Origin of the sequence: Anabaena sp. CS-542/02 (genome assembly GCF_028331085.1) — a bacterium.
Taxonomy (GTDB): domain Bacteria; phylum Cyanobacteriota; class Cyanobacteriia; order Cyanobacteriales; family Nostocaceae; genus Anabaenopsis; species Anabaenopsis arnoldii.
On sequence record NZ_JAQMTM010000035.1, the window covers coordinates 1 to 26056 of the forward strand.

24 protein-coding genes are annotated in these 26056 nt (G+C 42.7%); 13 read left to right on the forward strand and 11 right to left on the reverse strand.

The genetic code is table 11. The annotated features are described in order from the left end of the window. Positions 1-135: 135 nt before the first annotated feature. The 7 genes from PN447_RS02990 to PN447_RS03020 all read right to left on the reverse strand — a co-directional run bounded on the left by PN447_RS02990 (position 136) and on the right by PN447_RS03020 (position 6871). The gene (locus PN447_RS02990; RefSeq protein WP_271760709.1) at positions 136-1587 is read right to left on the reverse strand and encodes a DUF1802 family protein; all 1452 of its coding nucleotides are present in this window, start codon (positions 1585-1587) and stop codon (positions 136-138) included. A 2-nt stretch (positions 1588-1589) separates the two neighbouring features. After that, a complete protein-coding gene (locus PN447_RS02995; protein ID WP_271760711.1) occupies positions 1590-3536 on the reverse strand; it encodes a P-loop NTPase fold protein in 1947 nt (648 codons plus the stop codon). A 48-nt stretch (positions 3537-3584) separates the two neighbouring features. Further along, positions 3585-4256 (reverse strand): hypothetical protein, encoded by a 672-nt coding sequence (locus PN447_RS03000; RefSeq protein WP_271760713.1) that lies wholly within the window; start codon positions 4254-4256, stop codon positions 3585-3587. 331 nt (positions 4257-4587) lie between these two features. Then, complete coding sequence (locus PN447_RS03005; protein ID WP_271731922.1) at positions 4588-4803, reverse strand: NAD(P)H-quinone oxidoreductase subunit O; 216 nt, start codon at positions 4801-4803, stop codon at positions 4588-4590. Positions 4804-4907: 104 nt separating this feature from the next. After that, positions 4908-5753 carry a DNA-formamidopyrimidine glycosylase gene (locus PN447_RS03010; protein ID WP_271760715.1) on the reverse strand — a complete coding sequence of 282 codons (846 nt, stop codon included), beginning with the start codon at positions 5751-5753 and terminating at the stop codon, positions 4908-4910. Positions 5754-5857: 104 nt separating this feature from the next. Continuing rightward, positions 5858-6070 carry a photosystem I reaction center subunit IV gene (locus PN447_RS03015; RefSeq protein WP_271731926.1) on the reverse strand — a complete coding sequence of 71 codons (213 nt, stop codon included), beginning with the start codon at positions 6068-6070 and terminating at the stop codon, positions 5858-5860. A gap of 216 nt (positions 6071-6286) precedes the next feature. Continuing rightward, the gene (locus tag PN447_RS03020) at positions 6287-6871 is read right to left on the reverse strand and encodes a PAP/fibrillin family protein (protein ID WP_271731928.1); all 585 of its coding nucleotides are present in this window, start codon (positions 6869-6871) and stop codon (positions 6287-6289) included. A 227-nt stretch (positions 6872-7098) separates the two neighbouring features. On the opposite strand from PN447_RS03020, the gene PN447_RS03025 reads away from it, so the two are divergent. Then, positions 7099-7338 (forward strand): DUF3134 domain-containing protein, encoded by a 240-nt coding sequence (locus PN447_RS03025; RefSeq protein ID WP_271731929.1) that lies wholly within the window; start codon positions 7099-7101, stop codon positions 7336-7338. 152 nt (positions 7339-7490) lie between these two features. Beyond that, the gene (gene mraY / locus PN447_RS03030; RefSeq protein ID WP_271760717.1) at positions 7491-8594 is read left to right on the forward strand and encodes a phospho-N-acetylmuramoyl-pentapeptide-transferase; all 1104 of its coding nucleotides are present in this window, start codon (positions 7491-7493) and stop codon (positions 8592-8594) included. A 312-nt stretch (positions 8595-8906) separates the two neighbouring features. On the opposite strand, the gene psb28 is transcribed toward mraY, so the two are convergent. Further along, the gene (gene psb28, locus PN447_RS03035; protein ID WP_271760752.1) at positions 8907-9245 is read right to left on the reverse strand and encodes a photosystem II reaction center protein Psb28; all 339 of its coding nucleotides are present in this window, start codon (positions 9243-9245) and stop codon (positions 8907-8909) included. 270 nt (positions 9246-9515) lie between these two features. Here psb28 and trxB point away from each other — a divergent pair, with 270 nt between their 5' ends. From trxB to PN447_RS03055, 4 genes are all read left to right on the forward strand, one after another. Further along, positions 9516-10883, forward strand: a complete 1368-nt coding sequence (gene trxB, locus PN447_RS03040) for a thioredoxin-disulfide reductase (protein ID WP_271760718.1) — start codon at positions 9516-9518, stop codon at positions 10881-10883. A gap of 171 nt (positions 10884-11054) precedes the next feature. Further along, entirely contained in the window at positions 11055-11951 is an 897-nt protein-coding gene (locus PN447_RS03045) for an ABC transporter permease (RefSeq protein WP_271760719.1), read from the forward strand. 50 nt (positions 11952-12001) lie between these two features. Next, the gene (locus tag PN447_RS03050) at positions 12002-12193 is read left to right on the forward strand and encodes a hypothetical protein (RefSeq protein WP_271760721.1); all 192 of its coding nucleotides are present in this window, start codon (positions 12002-12004) and stop codon (positions 12191-12193) included. Positions 12194-12224: 31 nt separating this feature from the next. Next, positions 12225-13124, forward strand: a complete 900-nt coding sequence (locus PN447_RS03055) for an ROK family protein (RefSeq protein WP_271760723.1) — start codon at positions 12225-12227, stop codon at positions 13122-13124. A gap of 122 nt (positions 13125-13246) precedes the next feature. On the opposite strand, the gene PN447_RS03060 is transcribed toward PN447_RS03055, so the two are convergent. Beyond that, entirely contained in the window at positions 13247-14884 is a 1638-nt protein-coding gene (locus PN447_RS03060) for a CTP synthase (RefSeq protein ID WP_271760724.1), read from the reverse strand. A gap of 90 nt (positions 14885-14974) precedes the next feature. Between PN447_RS03060 and PN447_RS03065 the strand changes: the two genes are divergently transcribed. From PN447_RS03065 to PN447_RS03080, 5 genes are all read left to right on the forward strand, one after another. Continuing rightward, the gene (locus PN447_RS03065; RefSeq protein WP_271760726.1) at positions 14975-16786 is read left to right on the forward strand and encodes an N-acetylmuramoyl-L-alanine amidase; all 1812 of its coding nucleotides are present in this window, start codon (positions 14975-14977) and stop codon (positions 16784-16786) included. Between the two features lie 90 nt (positions 16787-16876). After that, positions 16877-17023, forward strand: coding sequence for a hypothetical protein (locus tag PN447_RS03070; RefSeq protein ID WP_271760727.1), 147 nt, complete (start codon positions 16877-16879; stop codon positions 17021-17023). A gap of 3 nt (positions 17024-17026) precedes the next feature. Next, complete coding sequence (locus tag PN447_RS18680) at positions 17027-17248, forward strand: winged helix-turn-helix domain-containing protein (protein ID WP_442867071.1); 222 nt, start codon at positions 17027-17029, stop codon at positions 17246-17248. Between the two features lie 139 nt (positions 17249-17387). Beyond that, the gene (locus tag PN447_RS03075; protein ID WP_271760729.1) at positions 17388-17636 is read left to right on the forward strand and encodes a transposase; all 249 of its coding nucleotides are present in this window, start codon (positions 17388-17390) and stop codon (positions 17634-17636) included. 141 nt (positions 17637-17777) lie between these two features. Continuing rightward, positions 17778-19574 (forward strand): N-acetylmuramoyl-L-alanine amidase, encoded by a 1797-nt coding sequence (locus PN447_RS03080; protein ID WP_271760730.1) that lies wholly within the window; start codon positions 17778-17780, stop codon positions 19572-19574. A 326-nt stretch (positions 19575-19900) separates the two neighbouring features. On the opposite strand, the gene PN447_RS03085 is transcribed toward PN447_RS03080, so the two are convergent. Together PN447_RS03085 and argZ are read right to left on the reverse strand one after the other, a co-directional pair. Further along, entirely contained in the window at positions 19901-20458 is a 558-nt protein-coding gene (locus tag PN447_RS03085) for a DUF2085 domain-containing protein (RefSeq protein ID WP_271760731.1), read from the reverse strand. A gap of 40 nt (positions 20459-20498) precedes the next feature. Continuing rightward, on the reverse strand, positions 20499-22610 hold the full coding sequence (gene argZ, locus PN447_RS03090) for a bifunctional arginine dihydrolase/ornithine cyclodeaminase (RefSeq protein WP_271760732.1): 2112 nt from the start codon (positions 22608-22610) through the stop codon (positions 20499-20501). A gap of 483 nt (positions 22611-23093) precedes the next feature. On the opposite strand from argZ, the gene PN447_RS03095 reads away from it, so the two are divergent. Together PN447_RS03095 and miaB are read left to right on the forward strand one after the other, a co-directional pair. Then, a complete protein-coding gene (locus PN447_RS03095) occupies positions 23094-24557 on the forward strand; it encodes an energy transducer TonB (protein WP_271760733.1) in 1464 nt (487 codons plus the stop codon). 86 nt (positions 24558-24643) lie between these two features. Continuing rightward, positions 24644-26029, forward strand: coding sequence for a tRNA (N6-isopentenyl adenosine(37)-C2)-methylthiotransferase MiaB (gene miaB, locus PN447_RS03100; RefSeq protein WP_271760754.1), 1386 nt, complete (start codon positions 24644-24646; stop codon positions 26027-26029). Positions 26030-26056: the final 27 nt, after the last annotated feature.

Consider the following 26056-nt stretch of genomic DNA (forward strand, 5'->3'; position numbering starts at 1 on the left):
CATCGAGTTCAATCGCTTGGATTACTTTTTGACGAAGGTCGTAACTGTACGGCTTGGGCATATACCTGTAGCAAGCGATCGCTTCACATGAAAAGGGACTACTTATAGTTTATGCTTAAATTACCTTGGCGGTTGCTATAAGTCTCGGAGGAAGTAAAAGCGATCGCTTTTCCAATCTTGACCTTTAACTCTTCCTAAGTAACCTGTCAGGGGTGAGGAAAGTTCTATTAAAATTTCGTGCATTTCTTGTGGTTGCAGGGGTTGTGGTGGATTTGACCCGAAATATGCACCGTGTAGGGCTTCTACCCCTGCTAAGTCTATCCCTGAGTTTTGCTGATAATTTTTTACTAGTTGGATAATGTGCGATCGCAAATTGATATCTGTGTAAACTTGACTGATATATTTTTCTACTTGTGCATCACATTGACCCGGTTTTAAATATTCTTTGAGTTTAAATAAATCTACTGAGTTACGATAGTTATTTTGGAGTTTGACTAATTTTTCAAGTGTTTCAGGATTAAGAATAGCCATACCTTGTATTTTTGCAGATTTTTGTAGTTGGTTTGTTGGTTTACCCGCACCAATGATAATTTTAGTAGCTTGATCAAAAAGCTCTGGTTCGCGTAACATTCCCAAATTTAACAATTGTACTGCGCTATCATTAGGAATTCTTTTACCGGCTTTACACTCACCAAATAATGGGTATGGTTGGGAACAAAATAAATCTAAACCACCAGCACCGCCTTTATGACTATAATCAACGGTAAATCCTAAAAATTCCAAGCTATGACGCACCACATTTTCAAAGTCCGTCCCGGCTTGATAGTTACTTTTACCCTCATCTTCTTGTATACTGCGATCGCCTAACGCAGCAATATTATTTATCCAACCTAAATCCTCACCCAGTTGATGATTATCCTCCTGACTACTCCAACCTAAAAACCTTTTGATATCATTATCTAATGCTTGCGCCCCTGGGTTGCTCATACTCACAGACACTATTGCAGTTTGTAAATCTTCTAGTTCTGGGTGTTTGGGTGGTTCGAGGTTTTGTAGTTGCTTTTGGCGTTGAGCGAAAATGCGATCGCTCAATACTGGTTTTGCCTCCCCAGCAGTAATATTAGGTATACCGACAAATTTACCAATTTTGTCCTTAATATCGGGGGTGAGTGCAACTTGACAAGGCTCCGATAAATGATAAACTCGCAGGTAAGCTAAAAAAATATGTTGTTTTTCTAAGATTTGTTTCAGGGTTGCTGTTGTCCAGATTGTTAACTGAGATAAAACTTCTAACGGCTGAGTCTCATCCAACATTCCGCAAAGTTCACATCTCGCCCAAGCTTTAATAGTAACTTTTTCAGAGTTCACTTGTTTGATAGCACTTTCAGCAATGGGTAAAAAATTCGGGCGATAGTATTGCTCAATTCGCAACTGATGTATTGAAGAATTAACAGGGTAAAGAGCAAATTTATCACCCCTATTCAATAATTTACGAGGTATAGCTGCAATAATTCGCCCTTGTACTAACGCTTCCACATCGCCACTGGGTAGACAAAGGGCGTTATAAATTAAAACTGATTGGCTCATGATTAGCTAAACAAATCGCTTAATTCGTCTGAGTCGTCTGATTCATCTGTTTGACTTAAATTTGTAGGATCAAATAGTTCATCTAAAATATCGCTATCATCAGCATCTGGTAATATGCCTGATGGATCGCTTAAAATCTCTCGTAATAGAAGATTATCAATGGTAATTTTATTTTGAGTAATGATATCGAAAATTTGTGCATCTGTTAAATCATAGTTTGAGCACTTTTGGTAAATAGAGTAAATTGCGATCAGTGGGCGAATTTGTTCTTCTATTAAATCGACGTGTTCCCCTCCTTTTTTCTCAATGAGTTCCTCCAGTAATTTATAGGCTTCAGAATTTTGCTTCATTTTTTGGATCTTGTCTTGTGATCGCACTAAACAACCACGAGTCAAATCAAATTTTTGATAATTAATTAAACGTTTTAATCCAGTACATAATCCGAATTGAGAATCCTGGATTACAGACACGCCAATTTTCACCTCTGCGCCATTCTCCGTACCAACGATTTTAAACTTTATCCAATTTTTATTCTGTGATTTAGGCTTGATATCCCGGATAATCTCCTCAATTTTTACTCCTTCTAAGGTATGATTGATCAATGTCTCAAAACCAAAACATAGAGCCTCAGCCAGCATATTATTATCCTGTAAGTAATCTTCAGCATTGAGATTACTTTCTTTTCTAAATGCCAGTTCAAACCGTGAAAGTGGGTCTGGGGGTAGCTCATCTACCTTAAAATTCTTGGCGCACCATTGCAAAGCTTCTCTGACAGTTGGTTTATTTTTGCCGTATTCTCTCAGTTCACCTTCTGTAAATGGGTAAACTGAATGAGGAGGAATTAATTGTTTTGAATGATAAAATTCCTGAAGCCAAACAGTAACTAAGTCCACCATAGAATCGCTACTAACATATTTTAATTCTATTGGTTTTCTTTGAGTAAATTTTGAGACTCTATCAGGGGTACCACCTGGTATTAAATTTACCTTTTCTCTCCATGTTTCCGGTAGCATTACTGTGAGAAAAACAACTCCTTGACTAAGTTCGGAGTTTTCCAGAGTATCATGGAGAATTTTCACCAAATTAGCAATTACGCTTTCAGTGGGTAAGCCATCTTCAGTGGAGTTGTTTTTAACATCTATCTCGTCAAAACAAATAATAACCGGATTATAGAAACTAACTAAATTCAAGACTTGCTGAATATTTTTCAGGGCTTCAGCTTCTTTGTCTTGATTAGTTTTATGAGCATTAGGTAAACCCAACTCATCAGCATTGACCTGGGCTAATTCTTCACCAGATAACCATCTGATAGCAAAAGGTGCTTGAGTTTCTGAGAGTGTCCACAAAATAGCCCGGAGAATATAGGGATCTGCATTGGGTTTATTTTTCAGCACTTGTGTTTGCAAGGCATTCATGAGATTTTTGTTTTTGTCCAAACTCTTTTTATATAGTTGGTCAAATCTTTTAACTAACTCTGCTGATTGGGGGCAATTGTCACCTCTAGTTTCGTAGGCCATGGCTGCGGCTACTTCCTGCCACTGCATTACCCCTTGACTACCAGTTTCACTCAGACTATCTGCTAAGGTTTGCTGAAATTGGTACTTCACCAGATTTAAATCTGTATAATTATTACCACCTGCATAGACAAATAAAGCACCGCCTTTTGTTTCTAATTGATGACGAATGCGGCTGAGAAGATGAGTTTTACCAACTCCATGTTGTGCAGTGATCACAATGGAAGTCACTTTATCTTGGCTCAATTGACTTGTTCGCACAAATTCAATGGCTTCAAAGACTTTATTAGAAGCATGAGCATTTAAGGTTGGTACATCGGGGACTCCCTTTCCCCAAACGTCCTGTTCTTTAACGATACCGGCGTTAGTAAAGGGATTATGATTTTTAATAGCGGCGTTAACGGATTCTATGGAAGAAATAGGGGTATTTGTCATGATGAATAAATGTCGTGGGAGGAACTACACAGTGTCGAAGCAATTTGATTAACTCAGGCGTTGAGCATAGGAACGTAGTTGTGTACCTTCCATAGATATCGAGTCTTCTCGTTTATCAGGGGTAAAGTCTGCTATTTCTCCAGTAATCAGCTGCAAAACGTCCTCAGCTTGCATTTCGATCAACCAGGTGTTGAAGTTTTCACGGCTCACCCGCTCCCCTATGGTTCTCCTGATGCGATAAATAGGGACTAAATCATCTAAGTTGTAGTTCTGATTGAGTTGGTCGTAAACTTCTAATGCCACAGATTTAAATTCTTCGTAGGAAGAAATAACCGCCAACTTCACCCCATCACTCGCAAGAACAGATAGAGTTGATCCCCCATTCATCTGACTAATCCACCGCAGCAACGCATTGGCTACCCAGGTGCCGACAATAGTCCCCTCAAACTGAAAATCACCACTGCTCAAACCCTCCCCCAACATCTCCAAACCTATGGGAGAGGTGAGAGAAATTTTCTTTTTAGAAATAGAAATTGCTCCAGCCGTTTCCAAATCTTTAAATATGTGCCGATAGTCTCCTACCTTCTTACCCTTAGTGACAATTCGTTTAGTGAGTTGACCCTGGTTAACCTCTCCCTCCACTGCTCCCATATCCCACAACGCCAGCAGCACGCGTGTTTTAGCTTGAGTATCCTTTAAACCTTTTTCTTCTGCAGCCATGCCTTGTGTCCTATATGACTATTTATTTTATGGTAATATTATTTTGTCGTCTTAGCCATAAAAAACTTTTACTTATGAAGACTTAGATCCCCGACCTCTTTAAGAAGTCGGGGATCTGAAACTCCTAGTTTTTATAAATCAAATAGGATATCTGAATTTATGGTTTTTAAAGGTAAATTCCATCAACCTCTCCCCAACTCCTCTGGGCTTTACAAAGGCGCAGAAATATTACTTATTTCCAGGCAAAAATCAACTTTTAAAGCCTCTGTGCTTGTGGGGGAGAGGTTGGGAGAGCAGTTAGCGGGGGAGTGTCAACGATTGGCTACCAGACTTAGTTAAACTCTTCGAGTTGGTCTAAGCGTAACCAAATATTTGGCGTTGGTACTTTCCCAAATTTTACCAAGGCGTAATCACCCTTAACATCAACAATTTCGCCCTTGCTGTCAAACAAATATGAAGGAAAGCGAGGATCGCTGGCTTGTGCTTCCAAACTATTTTCCAGCTTCTCGCGGACAGCGCGAACCATATCCCCTTTTTTAACTGCCATAAATTTCCTCTTGAATTGGTTTTAACAGGATTTTAACTTGTGGTCAGATGCAAATTCACTTAAGAATTTATTGCTGGTTTGTTTACACCCCATTCAGAGGATGTCTAATAACTCTGACATTGGGGACAAAAATGACTAGAACGCCCCCCTAACTTAATTCGCTCTATGGGAGTACCACAAACTCGACAGGGTGCGCCAGTGCGGTTATATACCCAAGCCACACCGCCATAATTACCGTTAACCCCTTGAACGTTGAGGAAATTACTAAAGGTTGTACCCCCAGCTGCAATACTAGTTTCTAATACTTGAATAATAGCTGTGTGTAAACGTTGAATTTGCTGTAACTGCAAATCCATAGACAGAGTTACAGGTAAAATTCCACTTTTAAATAGTGCTTCGTCAGCGTAAATATTACCTAACCCGGCCACCACTGATTGATCTAATAGGGCGGTTTTAATAGGACTGCGGCGATTTTGTAATTTATCGGCGAAATACTCAAGGCTGAATTGAGGCGAAAAAGGGTCTACGGCTAGTTTCCCTAAACCGGTAATTATACTTTCTACTGCTACTCCTGGGGGAACACACCACATTTGACCGAAGGTGCGCTGGTCAACAAAGCGCAATTCTTGCTGGTTTTCAAAGAATAGCCTCACTCTTGTGTGCTTGTGTAATGGTTCGTCTTGATGTAGCCATAATAGCTGTCCGGTCATGCGGAGATGAACACCTAACCACGGAGTCTGGGGTGAGGGGGTGAGTTCCGCTAAAAGATATTTACCACGACGATGCCAAGCGGCGATCGCACTCCCTGTAATTTCAGAAATGAACTCATTTACAGAAAACGGGTAGGCAATGGTGCGGTTTAGCAACACATCCCCACCCGTAATTTTGCGGTGCAGGGTAAATTGGTTTAGACCCCTGCGGATTGTTTCAACTTCAGGCAGTTCAGGCATTTAAGCTATATCGTTTACCTTTGAGGGCAGGCTGGTGAATGATATAGGATTTAAGCTATATCATTCACCATCTCATCAAATTATTACCTTTATTGCTCTGCCGCTTAGTTTTTAGCTTTAGCTTTTGGTGGTTCTACCTCAAGTAATTCATCTAGGGCAAAGTTATTGGTGTTGAGACCAGAGTAATTCACCTTATCAAACCGGACAATTGCTGCGTATTTAATGCCGCTTTGGTCAATAGAAGCCACTGTGCCTACATCCTGAAACCAGTAGGATTCGGGGCGGAGAATACGCACTTTAGAACCACGTTGAACCATAAGTATCTTCCCTTTTAATGATGGATATATTAGGGCTAATTGATTTCACTTTACATTGTCAAGCTGTTTCCTAGAGGCTTTGTTAAGTTATTTATCTGAAACGGGGTTAAGTATTCCTCCATTGACAGCCCAAACCTGACAAGGTATCAGACCCGTCTTGACAAAAAACCGAAGGCAGGGTATTTTCGTTGGCAAATGCAACGGATGTAATAAGATTTATGTTTTACTCAAAACAAACACACTACCCTCGTTACCCCTGCCAATGCGTAAATCACTATCTATATAAGTAATATCTAACCAGCCTTGCTGTTGCTCGCTGTTTAAGGAGGTATCAATAGCCGTAAACTTTTTACCGGATTCAATTTGTTGAATAAAACTGGCGGGAGAACTGTAACCGATTAAAGGTTTTAAACCCAAAATGGATCGCTCAAACTTGACTTGTACACGTCGCTCCGAAACTGGTTCAAATTTGGCAACTACACTTACTAATCCTTCCAGATAAGGTAAGCCATAAATCTCGGCTATATTGTAAATACTCCCAGTGTTGACCCGGATACACTGATAAATTTGTCCCAGCTTACATAACGGTATGCGATCCAGGTTTAGGAGAGCTTTACTAGTTGTATAGATTAACCGCCAATCACCATTGAGTAAATCCGTCGCTTCCAAGGGGCGAGGGGTAGGATTAAAATCTTCTAAATTGGCGATGGCTGCTAAGATAGCTTGTTTTTGTGGTTCAGTGGCTAGTAAACCGCGATTAGTACCGGCGATCGCATCAATGAGATTAGCTTTACCGAGCATGGTCTATCACCTCAAAAATCATCAGGATTGATCTACTTTCAGCCGACAGTATAGATTGTGACATAATACCCGTGCAATTTTGGTGGTTCTTATAAGACTATTCAATAAATTATTTCTGCCAGTTTACGGATTTATTAACTACGACTTGAATGGATAATTAAAATATCCCTTGTCAGTGATAGACTTCTTAATGTCTAGTTACATTATCTTTTTGTGTTTTGGTAGATATGCTGAACTCTCCATTAAGTGAAGAACCTCGGAACCAACGTGCGCCAGTAATTCCATTAAAGCAAGAATCTTCTATGTTGGACTGGTTACAAAATCAAGGAAGGCTTGTAGCGCGTACTGTTCAGGAAACCGATTATTCACAACAAGAAGAAGAAATATCAGATTTCTTGAGTTCAGAAGACGGAATAGATGATTACGACATTGATGATGGTAGTGATCTTGGCGTAGACGAAGACTAACCTGGTCAACCTGGGTAGTATTACCATAGCACATAGGCGAAAAAGGTCAAATCAAAACTCATTGATGTTTTTGTAAGAAATTTATCTCAGTTTTTCCGTGCATTGCTGGGTAATATCTATGTTCTGTTAAGTGTGGAGTGAAGGAAATTTTTGTGGACGCTAAATTATCTCCTAACCAAGGGTCAAATATTTCGGGTATTAGCTTAGCTTTTGGTTTAGTTATAGCCCTCAGTGTAGCAGCATTGAGCTTGGATTGGCTAGGACAGAGAACGCCCTGGCAAGGTATGTCACTTACGTTACCATTGTTGCTAGGGGCGCTGAGTACATCTGCTATGGGATTTTTAGTAATCCCAATGTTACAAGCCTGGAAAACCGGCCAAATTATCCGCGAAGATGGACCACAAGCCCATTTAAAGAAAGCTGGTACGCCAACTATGGGGGGTATATTTTTTGTACCGGTATCTGTGGCGATCGCCTGTATATTATCTAATTTTGCCACAGAAGTCCTTGGGGTCTGTGCTTTAACTCTCAGTTATGGATTTGTAGGTTGGCTTGACGACTGGCAAATTCTGCGTCGCAAATCAAATAAAGGGATATCACCCAAAATGAAACTGGCTTTGCAAATTGTATTTGCAGCCATGTTTTGTCTGTGGCTGATGTTTAATCATAATTCTCAAATTACAAATATTGCTTTACCCTGGGTGAGCTTTACACTACCTTTAGGATATTTATTCTGGCCTTTGGCTGGCTTTGTCCTGGTCGCAGAAAGTAATGCAACTAATTTAACTGACGGTATTGATGGTTTAGCAGCGGGAACCGTCGCCATCGCTTTATTAGGCTTAGGTTCTGTTGTCGCTCCCGCTTACCCAGGATTAATGGTTTTTTGTGCCGCATTAAGTGGCGGTTGTTTAGGTTTCTTAGCCCATAATCGTAACCCAGCACGGGTGTTCATGGGTGATACTGGCTCCTTAGCACTGGGCGGAGCTTTAGCTGCTGTAGCTTTACTAACTAATAGTTTGGTAGCACTGTTTATTCTCAGTGGTATTTTCTTTGTGGAAACTCTTTCTGTTATTGCCCAGGTGGGTTATTACAAAGCTACCAAGGGTCCTGATGGGAAAGGAAAGCGTTTATTTAAAATGGCTCCCCTACACCATCACCTAGAATTAAGCGGTTGGTCGGAATTACAAGTGGTAAGGGTATTTTATGCGATCGCTGGCATTTTGGCTGTTATTTGTGTAGCAATCGCCACTTTTTAAAATTTCACAACTTTTGAGAAAATCATTTAACAAAATACAAACTCCCTATATTAGGGAGTTTTTTTGATCATAGGACTTACGCAAGTGTCAGATTAAATGTCTCTTGTCGGTTGCGTTATACCAATTCCACCACATAAAGCTGCATCCAAAGAACCTACCCCACCAGTATGTCAGTTGCGTAAATGGATGAATTCAAACCTACAGCACCTTGCACCGAATCTGAAGTACAGATTGAATGAGAAAACTTCTGTGGGGTGGGCATCTTCCCCGCCCTTGTACCTACTCAGATGAAATCTGCTGTATATCGGATATCTATTCAGCCTTGTTAAATCCCAAATCATTTTCTGCCGCATAGCGTTCCATGAAGCGCATAAAGCGCTCCCATTCTGCAGCAGATTTCATCAGATGAACAGCTTCTAAGGCTTCTGGCTTCCCATTGATGAACTTACCCTTAACTTCTCGGGTAACAATTTCTCCTTCCTCGTCAATCAAGTACATCCCGGTGATTTCCTCCGTGTTACCTTGATCTAAAATGCGTGGATTGGTGAAAATAAACGTTGCTGTCCCACTGTCGCCACTGCGGGAGCGGGTTAAGCGTACTTCTGGAATTACTTCCTCGTCGATTCCTCTGCAAAACTGGATTTTTGCCATGATGTCTGTATTTAAAGTTTTGTAATGGTTAATTTCCCATTTTCTCATTTTTTGGGAAATGCTGAAAACCCCAATATTTTTAGCTCCCATGCGTACTGTGTTTTTATTATACTATACAAGTGTTCCATATTCCTGGACTTTCATATCACCCCCATGCAAAAATTTTCTCTGGTCTTCTTTCTCAGGTGAGGTTATATGTTTTCTTTTATCCCCATTCCTGGACTAATTATGGTATATTAAACGGAGTCGTTATGAGTTTATTTAACCCCTATGACTAACCCGACTGTAGAAAATTTGGTAATTATTGGTTCTGGCCCAGCAGGATACACAGCGGCCATATATGCAGGACGAGCAAATTTAAAACCGGTAGTATTTGAAGGTTTTGAAATGGGGGGTTTACCCGGGGGTCAATTGATGACGACAACGGAGGTAGAAAATTTTCCGGGGTTTTCCCAAGGTATTACCGGACCGGAACTAATGGATCAAATGAAGGCGCAAGCTGAACGGTGGGGGGCACAGTTATATACTGAGGATGTAATATCTGTGGATTTGAGTCAACGTCCTTTTATAGTGCGATCGCAGGAAAGGGAACTAAAAACCCATAGTATAGTTATAGCCACTGGTGCTACAGCCAAGCGTCTAGGTTTACCTAGTGAACATCAGTTCTGGAGTCGGGGGATATCTGCTTGTGCAATTTGCGATGGTGCAACACCAATTTTCCGCGGTGCCGAATTAGCTGTCATTGGTGCTGGTGACTCGGCGGCGGAGGAGTCTATTTACCTGACTAAATACGGTTCTAAGGTAAATCTACTGGTGCGTTCTGATAAAATGCGAGCATCTAAAGCCATGCAAGACAGGGTTTTAAGTAGCCCAAAAATCGAAGTACATTGGCACACTGAAGCTGTGGACATCTTCGGCGATGGTCAGATGTCCGGGGTAAAAGTACGTAATAATCAAACTGGCGAAGAAAGGGAACTCCACGCCAAAGGTTTATTTTACGCCATTGGTCATAGTCCCAATACAGCCTTATTTAAAGGACAGCTAGAATTAGACGATGTGGGTTATATTGTGACTAAAAATGGTTCTGTAGAAACCAGTGTAGAAGGTGTATTTGCAGCTGGGGATGTGCAAGACCACGAGTTTCGTCAAGCAATTACCGCGGCGGGTACTGGCTGTATGGCGGCCATGTTGGCAGAACGCTGGTTATCATCACGGAATTTAATTACAGAATTTCATCAATCAGCTACAGTAGAGAATGAATTGGAACCCCAAACCACCAATAAAACTGAAGCCCAAGAGGAGGCTGGATTTAATTTACAGGCCACACGCCATGAAGGGGGTTATGCTTTAAGGAAATTATTCCATGAAAGCGATCGCTTGCTGGTGGTGAAATATGTATCCCCTGGTTGTGGTCCTTGTCATACTCTTAAGCCCATATTAAATAAAGTCGTGGATGAATTCACAGGCAAAATTCACTTTGTGGAAATTGACATTGACAAAGACCCTCAGATTGCGGAGAATGCTGGGATAACTGGTACACCCACGATTCAGTTGTTTAAACATCAAGAATTATTGAAAGAAGTCAAAGGTGTGAAGCAAAAGAGCGATTATCGTCAAATGATTTCGAGTCATCTTTAGAGAATATGAAACAGAAAAACTTCACCCGGACTCGCTTCTAAAAGTATAGGGAAGCGGAAAAACTTTGATCGCAGGGGGGTTTCAAAGCCTCTACTATCAAAGAACCTGCTCCTCTTAGCTCTCAGCCAAGAGGAGCGTTTGTTATATCTTGCTTGATGCATGCGCTCCCTCATGGCCATAAATAAACCTCAGTTACCGAAATTTATCCGTTTCGCCCAAAATTCCCACCTGTCCCAGAAATTAATGGTCATTGGCATCGCCATTAGCCTATTCTTCCTCTTTTTAGCATTTTTTGCCCCTGTGTTAGAGGCTTGGGGATGGTTACAAAACCCCAGAGAGTTCCTTTCTAACCCCATCCAAGAACCACCATCAGCTAAATATTGGTTTGGTACGAGTCGTTTGGGACATGATGTATTTTCTCGTACATTGTTTGGTGCCCAAGCTGCGCTACAAGTAGTGATATTAGCTACAGCAATTAGTATGATTATTGGTGTGCCATTGGGGATGGTGAGTGGCTATCTGGGGGGTAAGTTAGATCGGGTGTTGCTGTTCCTCATGGATAGTATTTACACATTACCGGGGCTACTACTGTCTGTGACACTGGCTTTTGTCGTGGGGCGGGGAATTTTCAATGCGGCGATCGCCATTAGTATTGCCTACATTCCCCAATATTATCGCGTAGTACGTAACCACACTGTGAGCGTTAAGAAAGAGGTATTTATTGAAGCCGCTCAAGCCATGGGTGCTTCCACTTGGGTTGTACTATGGCGCTATCTATTTTTTAACGTCATTCAAAGTGTACCCGTACTATTTACTCTCAACGCCGCCGATGCAATTTTAGTATTAGGCGGTTTAGGCTTTTTGGGACTAGGACTTCCCGAAGAAGTTCCAGAATGGGGACATGACTTAAGACAAGCCTTAGAAGCCCTACCCACGGGAATTTGGTGGACTACCCTCTTCCCCGGTTTAGCGATGACATTAATGGTAGTAGGGTTATCACTACTAGGTGAGGGTTTAAATGAATTTGTCAATCCTCGATTACGGCGAGAAAATAGAATGCGGAAATAGTTACTATTTCCCTATCTAAATATTGTTGAAGTTATTACCAAGAGGTTAGAGTGAAAGATAATATTTCTTTAATTGCGGCTGCTACTGGTGGGTTTATGCTATCCGTTGCCCTGTCCGGCTTATTGCGGGGTACACCGATGACAGCTTGGTACGACGAACCAAGGAGTTTTCATTCAGTCATGGTTAGTAGTTCACCTATGGACGCACAGAAAACACCAAACCCAGGACTTTTTGTTCAATAAAACCCAAAAAAGCTAAATTATATTTTTTCAGGTGGTTAATTCACAATTAATTGGTATTGATGTGGGGGGGACAGCCATTAAGCTGGGACGGTTCAACCCGGATGGTACTTGCTTAAAATCTTTGACTGTAGCCACTCCCCAACCATCGACACCAAAAGCTGTTGTAGCTGTAATTATAGATGCGATCGCTCAAGTTGACCCATATAATCAAGCTATTGCCATTGGTGTGGGTACTCCCGGTCCGGCTGATAAAAGCGGACGCATTGCCCAAATTGCCATCAACCTACCGGGATGGCTAAATGTGCCTTTAGCGGACTGGTTAGAAGCCAAAACAGGTAAACCTACGGTTATTGCTAATGATGCCAACTGTGCCGGTTTGGCAGAAGCTTGGTTGGGCGCTGGTCGCCACTTTCACAATCTAATTTTATTGACTTTGGGAACTGGGGTTGGTGGTGCGATTATTTTCAATGGCAAACTGTTTGTAGGACATGAAGGCGCTGCTGGGGAACTGGGTTTGATTACCTTAAACCCCGATGGGCCTGTGTGTAAGAGTGGTAATTCCGGTTCTTTAGAACAGTATGCTTCAGCTACGGCAATTCGTCGCCGTACTGGACAGGAGGCATGGGAATTAGGCGCACTGGCGGCGGCGGGAGATAAATTTGCCTTGACTTTCTGGCAAGAATATGGTAAGTGTTTGGGTATTGGTCTAAGTAGTTTAATTTACGTTTTAACTCCCCAAGCAGTTATTATTGGTGGTGGAGTTAGTGCTAGCTTTGAGTTTTTTTACCCCGCACTGAAGGCAGAAATTGAGCAGCGAGTCATGGCTACGAGTCGCGCAGGGTTAGAAATTTTACCAGCAAAATTAGGGAATTATGCGGGAATGGTGGGCGCTGCAAAGTTGGCATCATTACTTGTTGGGAACGGGAATTAGAATTACTGCTGTGAATGAGCAGATACCCGACTTCTTCGAGAAGTCGGGTATTTATTTCCTCATCGTTGTATTTATTGAGGTTGAAACTTGTGTGGTTTCTCAATAAGACTTTGAGAATATACTCAAGAAACCTGTACAGGTGTTGGTAAGTTGGATACAGGATGAGTTCTGTTAATAGCGGCTTCCATAAATCCTTGGAATAAAGGGTGAGGAGTGCTAGGACGCGAATGAAACTCGGGATGAAATTGACAGGCTAAAAAGAAGGGATGTTGGGGAAATTCCACAATTTCTACCAAGCTTCCATCGGGGGAAGTTCCACTGATCACATACCCAGATTCTAACAACATCTGACGATAACTATTATTAAACTCATACCGATGCCGGTGGCGCTCGTCAACTACTTCTTGTTGATAAAGACTAGCAGCTAGACTATTAGGGAGCAAATGACAAGGATAGAGTCCCAGTCGCATGGTTCCACCCAGGTCAACTACACTCTCTTGTTCTGCTAACAAGTTGATGACTGGATACTTGGTTTTGGGGTCAAATTCGGCACTGTTTGCACCCGTTAATCCTTGTACGTTTCTCGCCCACTCAATTACGGAACACTGCATTCCTAAGCATAAACCTAAAAAGGGTATTTGGCGCTCGCGAGCGTATTGAATAGCTGCAATTTTACCATCCACCCCGCGGATACCAAAACCACCCGGGACTAGAATACCATCCACACCTGCTAAATACGTTTCCGGTGATTGGGTTTCTAAATCTTCCGAGTTCACCCATCGCAAGCGTAAATCCCCATATGTAGCAATAGCCGCATGACGCAGCGCCTCTACTACGGAGAGATACGCATCACTTAACCGCACATATTTTCCCACAATGGCAATTTCCACAGTGTACTGAGGACTGTATAAGCGTTCTACCATTGTTTGCCACAGCACCAAATTTGGTGGGCGTTGTTCCATTTGCAGCAACGCTAATACTTGTTCTGCCAGTCCTTCCCGTTCTACAATTAGTGGTACTTCATAAATACTCCCGGCATCTTGGGCGGTAATGACGCATTCTTCCGGGACATCGCAAAATTCGGACAACTTGCGTTTTAATCCCACAGGCAAGGCGCGATCGCAGCGACAGACTAAAATATCTGGTTGAATACCAATTGATCTTAATTCCTTCACAGAATGCTGTGTGGGCTTGGTTTTCATTTCCCCGGCCGAAGGTATCCACGGCACTAGGGTAACGTGCATATACAATACATTCTGCCGTCCGACTTCCTTGCGTAACTGGCGAATAGCTTCCAGAAATGGCAGTGATTCAATATCACCCACAGTCCCACCTATTTCCGTAATTAATACAGATGGATTCGTAGCCTCAGCAACAGTCAAAATCCGCTCTTTAATTTCATTGGTGATATGGGGTATAACCTGTACAGTCCCGCCATTATAGTCTCCCCGCCGCTCCTTATTAATTACCGCTTGGTAAATTAAACCAGTAGTAACACTGTTCAGCCGCGACATAGAAGTATCAGTAAAGCGTTCATAATGTCCCAAGTCTAAATCTGTTTCCGCACCATCTTCGGTAACAAAAACTTCCCCATGCTGAAAAGGACTCATGGTACCTGGGTCAATATTAATATAAGGGTCGAGTTTCAAAATCGACACCGAATAATCTCGCGATTTGAGTAAACGTCCCAGACTTGCTGCTACAATGCCCTTACCAATACTGGAAACTACACCTCCAGTTACAAAGATAAACTTAGTCATAAGTTAGTAGTTAGAATTTTTAGCAACTTCTCAAAAAACATCCCGTCATTGTGCCACATTTGCTGTGGTGAAATATTTTGTGCTGTTGTCGTGAAAAAACTTCTAGGTTTAGTAATATTAGGGTTTATCGTTACCTCCTCTGTAGTAGCATTGGCCGGACCATCACTTTTAGTTGTTTATCCCCCAAACAACCACCAAACAAGGGCGGAAAAAATCTTTTTCATTGGTACAGCGCCACCAGATGGAAAGGTTCTCATCAATGGTAAGGCAGTTAACCGCAGTCAAGCCGGGCATTTTGCTCCAAGTTTTCCTTTGCAGTTGGGAGAAAATCTCTTTACTGTCAGTCACCAAAATCAACAACTAGAAATTAAAGTTACAAAGCTGGCGACTGGAGCCGTGTTACCTCAAGGTTTAGCCTTTGCCAAAGATTCTCTGATTCCAGCAGCCGACATTGCCAAACTACCCGGAGAATTAATTTGTTTTAGCGCCATCGCACCCCCTAACGCCAGTGTATCTGTCACTCTGGCAAATCAAACTATTGCTCTTGCACCCCAACCTCAGCAGGTGATACTACCAAGTAATTTAGCAGCACTTACAGGAAACAACCAGCCTCATGCTGAGTCGATCCCGGGAAGGTATGAGGGTTGCACTACATTTCAACAAGCTGTTTCGCTAACCCCAATTGATGGTAACAACATGATTGCTGATGGGAAAAGCATAGATTTGGGGAAACCAGAATTTCAACTAACAGTCAACGGCGAGACGATAACTCAACCAGGAACTGGCAAAATTCAAATTCTCTCACCTGGAAACTTACAAGTTGGCGAGGTAGTAGCAGATGCAGGGGTAGCGCGGACAGGACCAGGTACAGATTATTCACGACTTACCCCACTCCCCAAAGGTACACAAGCATCAATTACAGGGCGTGAAGGTGAATGGTTACGCCTAGACTATGGTGGTTGGATTCATAGCAGGGAGACTCGTGTTTTACCAGGTGCAATTCCGCCACGCACAACGATTCGCAGTGTCGGATATCGCCGGCTTCCTGGTACGACACAGATAGTTTTCCCTCTACAAGTTCCTGTACCCGTGAGCGTGGAACAGAGCGATGATCATTTCACTATCACACTTTACAATACTACCGCCCAAACAGACATAATCCGTTTGGATGATGACCCTTTAATTTCTCGTCTAGATTGGCAGCAGGTAGCTCCAGAACAGGTGAAATACGCCTTTAACCTGAAAAAAAGTCAACAGTGGGGATATAAGCTCAGATACGAGAATACAACCCTGATTTTAGCTTTGCGTCATCCGCCAACAAGGGGACGGAAAAGACGAAAACCCCTATCTGATATCAAGATTCTACTCGATCCCGGACATGGTGGCAAAGAATCCGGTGCTGTGGGTCCAACTGGATATACAGAAAAAGAAGTTAATTTAGTCGTCTCCCAATTATTACGGGATGAGTTGGTAAAATTAGGGGCTACTGTTGTAATGACTAGGGATAGTGATATTGAAGTTTCTCTGGGCGATCGCATGGCTATGATACATCGAGAAGAACCGGCCATCGCCCTTTCCATACATTACAATGCTTTACCGGATAGTGGTGACGCTGAAAACACCAAGGGTATAGGTACTTTTTGGTATCATCCCCAAGGCCACAGCCTAGCTGTCTTCCTGCACAATTATTTGGTCAAAAAGCTGAACAGACCCTCCTATGGTGTTTTCTGGAATAATCTGGCCCTGACACGTCCCCATGCTGCGCCATCGGTGTTATTGGAATTAGGTTTTATGATTAACCCCCAAGAGTTTGAATGGTTAACCAATCCCCAAGAACAGAAAAAATTATCAAAAGCCTTAGCTCAGGGAATTGTAGAGTGGTTTAAAAGTAGGGTGGGTTAGACGGCGATCAATTATATTTTCTTGAAAAGGTTTGTACCGTTGTAATATCAATTTACAAAGACTAGCACGTGACCCATCAACGATAACAAGGTGGTTACAGAAATACCGACTCTTGGATTAGCTGGGTTACTGAAAATGAAAAAACCACCCGGACAAGAGCCAAAAATCAAAGGTGAGGTACTCGAATCGCTCAAAACTCAATTAAATTCGTCCGCTGGTTTTGCGAGTTACGGATAAATTGTGAGTTGGCTCAATGACAATTATGGATTAGATGTCAGTTACCGAATGGTACATTACCTAGTGCGATACAAGCTCGGTTGCAAGCTGAAAGTACCAAGACCATGCAGTGTCAAGCAAGACCCACAAGCAATAGAGACATTTAAAAAACATTGCACAAGCAGTGATAATTTGGCAAAAACTATTTGGTCAAGGCAACCGGTTACCTTATCTATGTCAAGATGAGACCCGATTGGGATTAAAAACCCGACCTAGACGTGTTCTGACTAGTCCTGGTGTTCAACCATTCGTGAGAGTTTCATGGAAGCGAGAAAGTTTTTGGCTGTATGGTGTTGTTGAACCATTGAGTTGATAGCATTTTTGCTTGGAATATCCAAAGCTTTGTGGAGAACATTTTCAACAATTTTTAGATGCGCTTTCATCTCAACTCGCAGAAGATATTGCACTCCTTCTTGACCAAGCCGCAGCACATTTTACCTCTCAATTGAAGTGGCCTGAAAATATTATTCCCCTGTGTCTACCAGCCCATTGTCCACAACTTAACCCCATTGAAAGATTTTGGTTGTTTCTCAAATCTCAAATCAAAGGACAAGTTTTCAACACACTTGATTAACTTCGCGCTCGCCTCAACGAACTTCTCAGTCAAATCACATCGGAACGTGTTATTTCCTTGACTTCTTATGATTTTATTCTCGAAGCTCTTTTTTATGCAGCTTCAATGTAAATTGATATAACCCACCAAAACATTTTAATCATGCGATCGCTTTTAGGATTAATCATTCTTGGTTCCTTCACAACTCCCAGCCTAGCTTGGGCGCAAGAAAACACGCTGAAAATAGTTTATCCGCCAGCAAATCACCAAACTAATACAGATAAAATATTTCTTCTGGGAACCGCACCACCAACAGGACAAGTTTTAATTAATAATCAACCCATTAAGCGCAGTAAATCTGGACATTTCGCCCCTAGCTTTCCCTTGGAGGTGGGAGAAAATCGGTTTACTGTGACTTACGACAATCAACAACTGCAAATACAGGTAACTAGAGTTGATAATCAGCCCAAAATCCCCCAAGGATTAGCCTTTGGAGAAAATACCCTTACGCCCCAAGTTGATATTTATCGACTACCAGGAGAAGAAATTTGTTTTAGTGCGATGGCTTCGCCCGCCCTAGGCATCGCCTCTCCTAATGCTAATGTAAGCGTAAGATTGGGAGAGCAAACTGTTAAGCTATCACCGCAACTAAAACAAATATCTCTACCCAGTAATTCAGCCATATATATAGATGGTAAAAATCAACCCATCACTCAAATTATCCCAGGGAAATATCAGGGATGTACAAAATTAGGAATATTACCAGATGGAAAAAAACCAGAATATCAATTAACTCTCAATAGCGAGACAACAACTCAAGTCAGTTCTGGTAAGATTCAAACCCTTTTACCAGCCAAACTTCCAATAGTAGAAATCATAGCTGGGGCTGGTGTGGCGCGGACAGGCCCCAGTACCACTGATTCACGGTTAACGCCTTTACCCCAAGGTGTGAGAGCATCTGTTACAGGTAAAGAAGGTGATTGGTTGCGTTTAGACTATGGAGGTTGGATTCATAGTCAAGAAACTCGGATGATTCCAGGTGCAATTCCACCACACTCGATGATTCGCAGTATAATTTCGCGGGAATTACCGAAAACAACAGAAATAGTCTTTCCTTTGCAAGTTCCTGTCCCTGTCACTGTAAAACAGGGGGATAAAACTCTTACCCTGACTTTACATAACACCACTGCCCAAACAGACACAATTCGCCTAGATGATAACCCTTTAATTTCTCGTCTAGATTGGCAGCAAATAGCTCCTGGCAAGGTGCAATATACTTTTAACCTCAAAACAAATCAACAGTGGGGATATAACCTGCAATACCGAGATACAAGCTTAGTTTTAAGTTTGCGTCATCCTCCGGTTCTCCCCCGCAGACAAACACAACCTTTATCTGGGGTAAAAATTCTGCTGAACGCCGGACATGGTGGGGAAGAATTAGGCGCAGCAGGACCAACAGGTTATTTAGCGAAAGATTTAAATTTGGTAGTGACAAAACTGTTGCGGGATGAATTGCGGCGACGGGGTGCAACAGTGGTAATGGCTAGAGAAGATGACCGGGATTTGTCTTTGGTGGAACGTCAGAAAATGATAGAGGAAAATGAACCTGCGATGGCTTCGCCCGCAGTAGACATCGCACTGACTTTTCATTATCGATTTTTGGCTGATGATGGTGATGCGGAAAATACTAAGGGAGTTAGTAGTTATTGGTATCATCCCCAAGCGCACAGTTTAGCTGTGTTACTGCAAAATCGGTTAGTGCAAAATTTGGGTAGGTCTTCTTTTGGGGTGTATTGGAATAATTTAGCGCTAACACGTCCCCATTCTGCGCCATCGGTTTTATTGGAGTTGGGTTTTATGAGTAACCCTGATGATTTTGAGTTGGCGATGGATGTTCAGGAACAAAGGAGGTTAGCGAGGGTTTTGGCTGAGGGTGTTGTGGAGTGGTTTAAGAAATGATTTTTATCACGCAAAGGCGCAAAGTCGCAGAGAGAAAGAGGAGTTGGGATTTTAGGTTGGTTCATCATTCAAAAAATCTGGATTATTCATAATTCCGTAATTGTACGTATATAATTTAGCTTCTTGGTTTAAAATAAAGCGAGTGTAAATGTAATGTCAAGTCAAGCAGACTCTCCAAATCTCTGCTACTCTGCGTGAAATAAACCCCCAAACCAGTATAAAATTAGAAAATGTATAGCGATCGTAACTAACCCGAAACTGATATGCTTTACAGACATGGTGACTGACTTGACGCATTGAACAATAATGTCTTGTTCATGTGGTAACTATCGGTGAGCTTCTTTTTTAATTCTATGCCATTGGCTGCTGAAATTTGTCCGTTTACCTTGTTGCCAACCGTGCAGAAGCGGCATAGTAAATAAACCCCAAGCCAAACCCGTAATTAACCCAAACGGTGTAACTAAATAATTATTAAAATCCCACAACCCAAAAACCTGGGCCGCTAATTCCAAGGGGTAAGCCATCATCAAAACGCTAGCTAAGGCTGCACCATTCCAGCCGTATTGACTTAACCAGTAAAAACCTTTACCACCGGTTACCCCATATAACAAGCGAGTCACTAGCAACCCCGTCACAGTACCATAGCAGCGCATACACACAGCCATAATAAACGGGGGTGCTAAATCTAGTCCCATATGAGGTTGCGGACAGACATGATTACCCATGAAGTAAATAATATCCGCAATCCTGCCGAGCAAAGACACATCAGACGCAGCCAAGAAAGGAGCAAGAGGGGGGCCAAAAACCATCCCCACCAACAGGAAATCAGCAATAAAACTCACCCAATTAATCTGTACATCTTGCTGAAACACTACTCTGGACATCTTCTTCTTTGCGCCTTTGCGACTTTGCGTGCAACATTTCTTAACCTACACTAGCCACATAGGGACTTGTCAACTTATCCAACTGCTGAATTAACAGACTCAGGAATAAACCAACATCTGTCACTACACCTACTGATTCTACAGAACCGCGATCGCTTAATTTAGTCACTACAGCCGGATTAATATCTACACAGACCATTTTCACCCCAGCCGGAGTCATATTTCCCACCCCAATAGAGTGCAGCATACTAGATAGCATTAAAACCATCTCCGCACCTTGAATGAGTTGGGCGTATTCCTCCTGGGCTTTAATCAAATTCATTTGGGTATCAGGTAAAGGTCCGTCATCCCGAATCGAACCCGCTAGGCTGAAAGGTACGTTATTAGTGACACATTCATACATGACACCACTGGGAATCACTCCAGCAGCCACAGCCTTGGCAATGCTGCCATAACGGCGGATAGTGTTAATTACCTTCAGGTGATGGCGATGTCCCCCCAGGACGGCGACACCTCGTTTCATGTCCACACCCAAGGAAGTTCCCATCATGTTTTGCTCGATGTCGTGGACGGCGATCGCATTCCCGCCCAAGAGCGCCTGTACATATCCTTCCCGAATTAACCGCGCTAAGTGTTCACCGCCCCCTGTGTGAATCACTACTGGGCCTGCCGTCACAACTACTTTACCACCAGCATCCCTAATTTTACGTAACTCCCAGGCTACTTGCTCCACCACTAATTCTACACGTCTTTCGCTGGAAACCCCCGAAGACATAAAGGTAAATTCTTGAGCGTGACGCTGTTCCCGTGATTCAGCTTTGCGAATGCTACGGATACCTTGCACATCTATAACTACCCTGTCCCCAATCTCCAACTCACGTAAAAGTTTACACCGAGCCACTAAGCCATTGGGAGTTTGAGTGATGGCGATCGCGCCATCCATGCGCTGATTGTGCACCTTCACCCACTCACCATTAATCCGTACTTCCGTGGGATAAATAGTACTGACGTAGAAATCATCAGGAGCCACCCCGGCTTGAATCACAGGGCCTAGTTTAGCATCCCGTTCATCTTGGGGTAAATCCACAGCCCCCAAATCAATTAACTCAGAGATGATTTCTTCCATCACCTCATGGGAGGGGGCTGAAACTTTCACCTCAGCAGCTGATGTACTCTGGCGTTGTTCTCCCAAGGTGAAATTCATCACTTGGAAACTACCACCACCATCTACAATTAAATCTAGAGCCTGGTTAATCACACCAGAGTCCAGTAAATGCCCTTCTAACCGAATAATCCGGCTTTCTACGGAAACATTAGCATGAATATTAATATCTATTGGCTCAGTAACACGTAGGGTCAGACATTTAGCAGCACCACCAGCCTTAAGAAATTCTGTCAGTGGCGTTTCAATGACTCGGAAGCCCGCCTCTGCTAAACTTGTTTTTAAAGCATTGCTGGCTTTATTCATAATCACAATGCTTTCTACATTCACCGCATTACAGGCAAAGTTGACAGCATCAGCTTCGGTAATTGCTATGCGCTTTTCTGGTGCAACCCGCATTTCAATTAAACGGTTAGAATAAGCATCAAAAGCACCAGGATAATATAATAAATAGCCGTTAGCTAAAGGACAAAAGCAAGTATCTAAGTGATAGAAACGCTCATCAGTTAAACGCAGGGATAACACCTCAATATCTAACCATTTAGCTAAATAAGGGTGAGAATCTAATTCCGAACGAAAACCATATCCCGCCCATAACCAACGTCCTTCCCGGTCTAACAGTGCATCCCCAGCACCTTCAAAGGGTAAGTCTTTAGGAAGTAAATGAACTGTGTAACCATTTTGTTCAAACCAAGTTTGAAAGAAAGGCTCCTCACCCTGACGTTCTTTGTGCAGAAATCGGCTGAGGACGACATTTTCCCCCAAGACTAACCCAGCATTGGCGGTAAACACCATGTCAGGCCAACCTATTTGGGGCGTTACTAAATCTACGATAGCGTGTTGTTTAAGGATGTTATAGAGTTTGTGCCACTGTTCCACAGCGCGATCGCGCGAAGACTTATGAATATTCCCTTCCATCCAGGGATTAATCACATAATCTACATCGTAGTGGTCAGGAGCGCACATCAAAAAACGAATCAGGGAAGTCATAAAAATATTACCAGTGTTGAGATCCTACAAGCCTACTTCAAAGATAGTTTTTTGTCCTTTTAATTTCTCTAACGACCAGAAATTAATGAAAGTCTTTCTTGAGGTGGTCAGCATTCTATCGGGAAATACAGATACAGCCACTTGCACCGAATGTGAAGTACAGATTGAATCATAAAACTTTTGTGGGGTAGGCATCTTGCCCGCCCTTGTACCTACTCAGATGAAGTATGCTGTAAGTTAGCACACAGACTTTAAACCTATTCTATTCACCGGAGCAAGATTAGGGGGATACCAAGAAGATCAAATTGCCAAAATGGCATAAAGTTGACCCATGGAAATAGACTAAGATAAATAGGCTAGTTTTTTTGAGGAATGCCCTATTTGGTGATTAAGTTTTTTTAAGCCTACGTATAGTATAGCTTCCTCCTCCCTGGCAAGAAGTGGTAAGATTACTAAGTAACTGAGAATAAGTGGCAATAGGCTATGAGTTTTTCTGGCATTACCTTAGAATATCGTTCACAAGAAGTTAAGACTCTCAAGTATTTTCTGATTTATAGTCTCATTGGTTCTCTAGTACTTCATATTGGCGTACTGTCATCACTGTTAGCTTATCTCCTGCGGAGTACCCCGCACCAAATAGAAGATCAACCAATAGAAGTGGTGATGATTGATTCTCCCATTCCAGAAGTAGAAAAACCACCCGCACCAATTCCCCAAGCAGAGAGATTACCAGAACCTCGCCAGATTATTACCAGTAACGATACGTCACCCAGTCCAGCTAGAAATCAGACTGTAACCCAGTCTCAGCCAGAAATTACTCAACAGCAACCTGTAGTTACACTCAGACCAACCCCAATCACCCCACCACCTGTAAAAGTCGAAAGTGTCAAAACTCCCCCAGTTTCACCGCCAACACCAACAACCACAGCTACCACAAACACCCCAAAAGTCTCACGCCAAGCAGCTGTATCTAGGCTAGAATCTATACTGAGTTCACAAACATCAGAAGCAACAACTGCTACTCCCCCCACTCAAAGTAGTGAAAAAAATACAGGGGTATTGACTGGTACAAGAGATTCTAGAGCTACACAGGGAAATAGTGATAGTGTTAATACGGTAGAGTCAAATCAACCAAGTGGCACAAGTTCAGTCTCCACAGCAAATACTGGCACGAGCAGCAATAATAAAGTGTCAGTACAGCCTACCACACCCCCGGCTAATAGCAGATCAGAACGTACTAATCAACGTGGTAATTCCCGCAGATCATCTAGTGGGCGTGCAGCTTGTGTTAAATGTAATACTAACTATCCAGAATTTGCCAGACGCCAAGGTATCGAAGGCAGAGTAGAAGTTGCTGTTGATATTGATGCCAAAGGTGATGTTACCAATGTCCGTATTATCAGGTCAAGCGGTAACAGAAGATTGGATGAAGAAATCAGGAAACAAGCGAATAATTGGAAATTGCAACCGTCCGAAAGCGGGAGAGAAGGGATATCAATAGCTACTGATTTTACCCTGGAAGGTTCACAGCGACACCGCCAAGTCCAAGAACGGAAAAAAAAGCAAGAAACCAGCCGTTCCAGGGAAACAAGTCGCCAAACAGAATCATCTAGTTCCAGTCCTACACCGACTACCAGCACTCCCACCAGGTCAAACCCAGTTAGACGAGTCAGACGAAAACCTCAGACTGAGCAAAACACAGCCGCGGGTTCATCCTCTGGACAAGGAAAGACCCCTACACCGAGAAATGTGAGAGATTCTTTGCGCAATACCCGCAGTCAGGAAACCTCTACTAATTCTGTCACACCACCAGGGGAAACAAGTACAAATCCCCCCCTGACCACAAACAATACTTCTTCTAGTCAAAATCAGTTACGAGACGCTTTACGCCGTAGTCGCCAACCTGCTGAATTAACCCCGCCCACCTCATCACCAGAGTCGGAATGATAAGTAGCAAATGAACAGTTTTTGTTTTATTGCCATAGAATAGAGATAAAGTTTATATGCTTAACCCTGACTCAGCATCATTGCCCATGATTACTTCTAATCGCCGTTACCACATTATTACCTTCGGTTGTCAAATGAATAAAGCCGACTCAGAGCGCATGGCTGGTATTTTAGAAGACATGGGCTTTGCATGGTCTGAAGACCCTAATGATGCAGATTTGATTCTTTACAATACTTGTACAATACGAGATAACGCCGAACATAAGGTATATTCTTACCTCGGTAGACAAGCGAAACGTAAACACGAGCAGCCGGATTTAACCTTGATTGTTGCTGGTTGTGTTGCCCAGCAGGAGGGAGAAGCCCTGTTACGACGAGTGCCAGAATTAGATCTGGTCATGGGACCACAACACGCTAACCGTCTCAAAGATTTGCTCACATCGGTATTTGATGGTAATCAAGTGGTGGCTACTGAGTCGGTTCACATTATGGAGGATATCACCCAACCTCGAAGAGATAGCAGTGTCACGGCCTGGGTGAATGTCATTTATGGCTGTAATGAACGCTGCACCTATTGTGTGGTTCCTAATGTCCGTGGTGTGGAACAATCTCGCACCCCAGAGGCTATCCGCACGGAAATCGAGGAACTGGGGAGACAAGGTTACAAGGAAATTACCCTCCTGGGGCAAAATATTGATGCTTACGGTCGAGATTTGCCCGGTAGAACTCCCGATAGCTTGCGTAGCGTACCTATAGGCCGTCATCTGTATAATTTCACGGATTTACTTTATTATGTCCATGATGTCCCAGGTATTGAAAGGTTGCGATTTGCTACTAGTCATCCCCGGTATTTTACGGAGCGATTAATTAGGGCTTGTGCTGAATTACCCAAGGTGTGTGAACACTTTCACATTCCCTTTCAGTCAGGGGACAATGAGGTGTTAAAGGCAATGTCACGGGGTTATACTCAGGAGAAATATCGCCGGATTATTGATACTATTCGGCAGTATATGCCGGATGCTTCTATTAGTGGTGATGCTATTGTGGGCTTCCCCGGGGAGACGGAGGCACAGTTTGAAAATACCCTGAAGTTGGTAGAAGATATTGGTTTTGACTTGTTGAATACAGCTGCTTATTCCCCCCGTCCCGGTACACCAGCTGCTTTATGGTCTAATCAACTCAGTGAAGAGGTGAAAAGCGATCGCCTACAAAGATTAAACCATTTAGTTAATATTAAAGCATCCGAGCGATCGCAGCGTTACATGGGACGCATTGAAGAAGTTTTAGTAGAAGCCCAAAATTCCAAAGATACCACTCAAGTCATGGGACGTACTCGCGGGAATCGTTTAACTTTCTTTAATGGGGACATAAATATATTAAAAGGGCAAATTGTCAAGGTAAAAATTACTGAAGTTCGGGCTTTTAGTTTGACAGGTGAACCCTTAGAAGTGCGGCAAGCAGTCCCTGTGTAATTTAAGACTTACTCCTGGCCTCCTAAT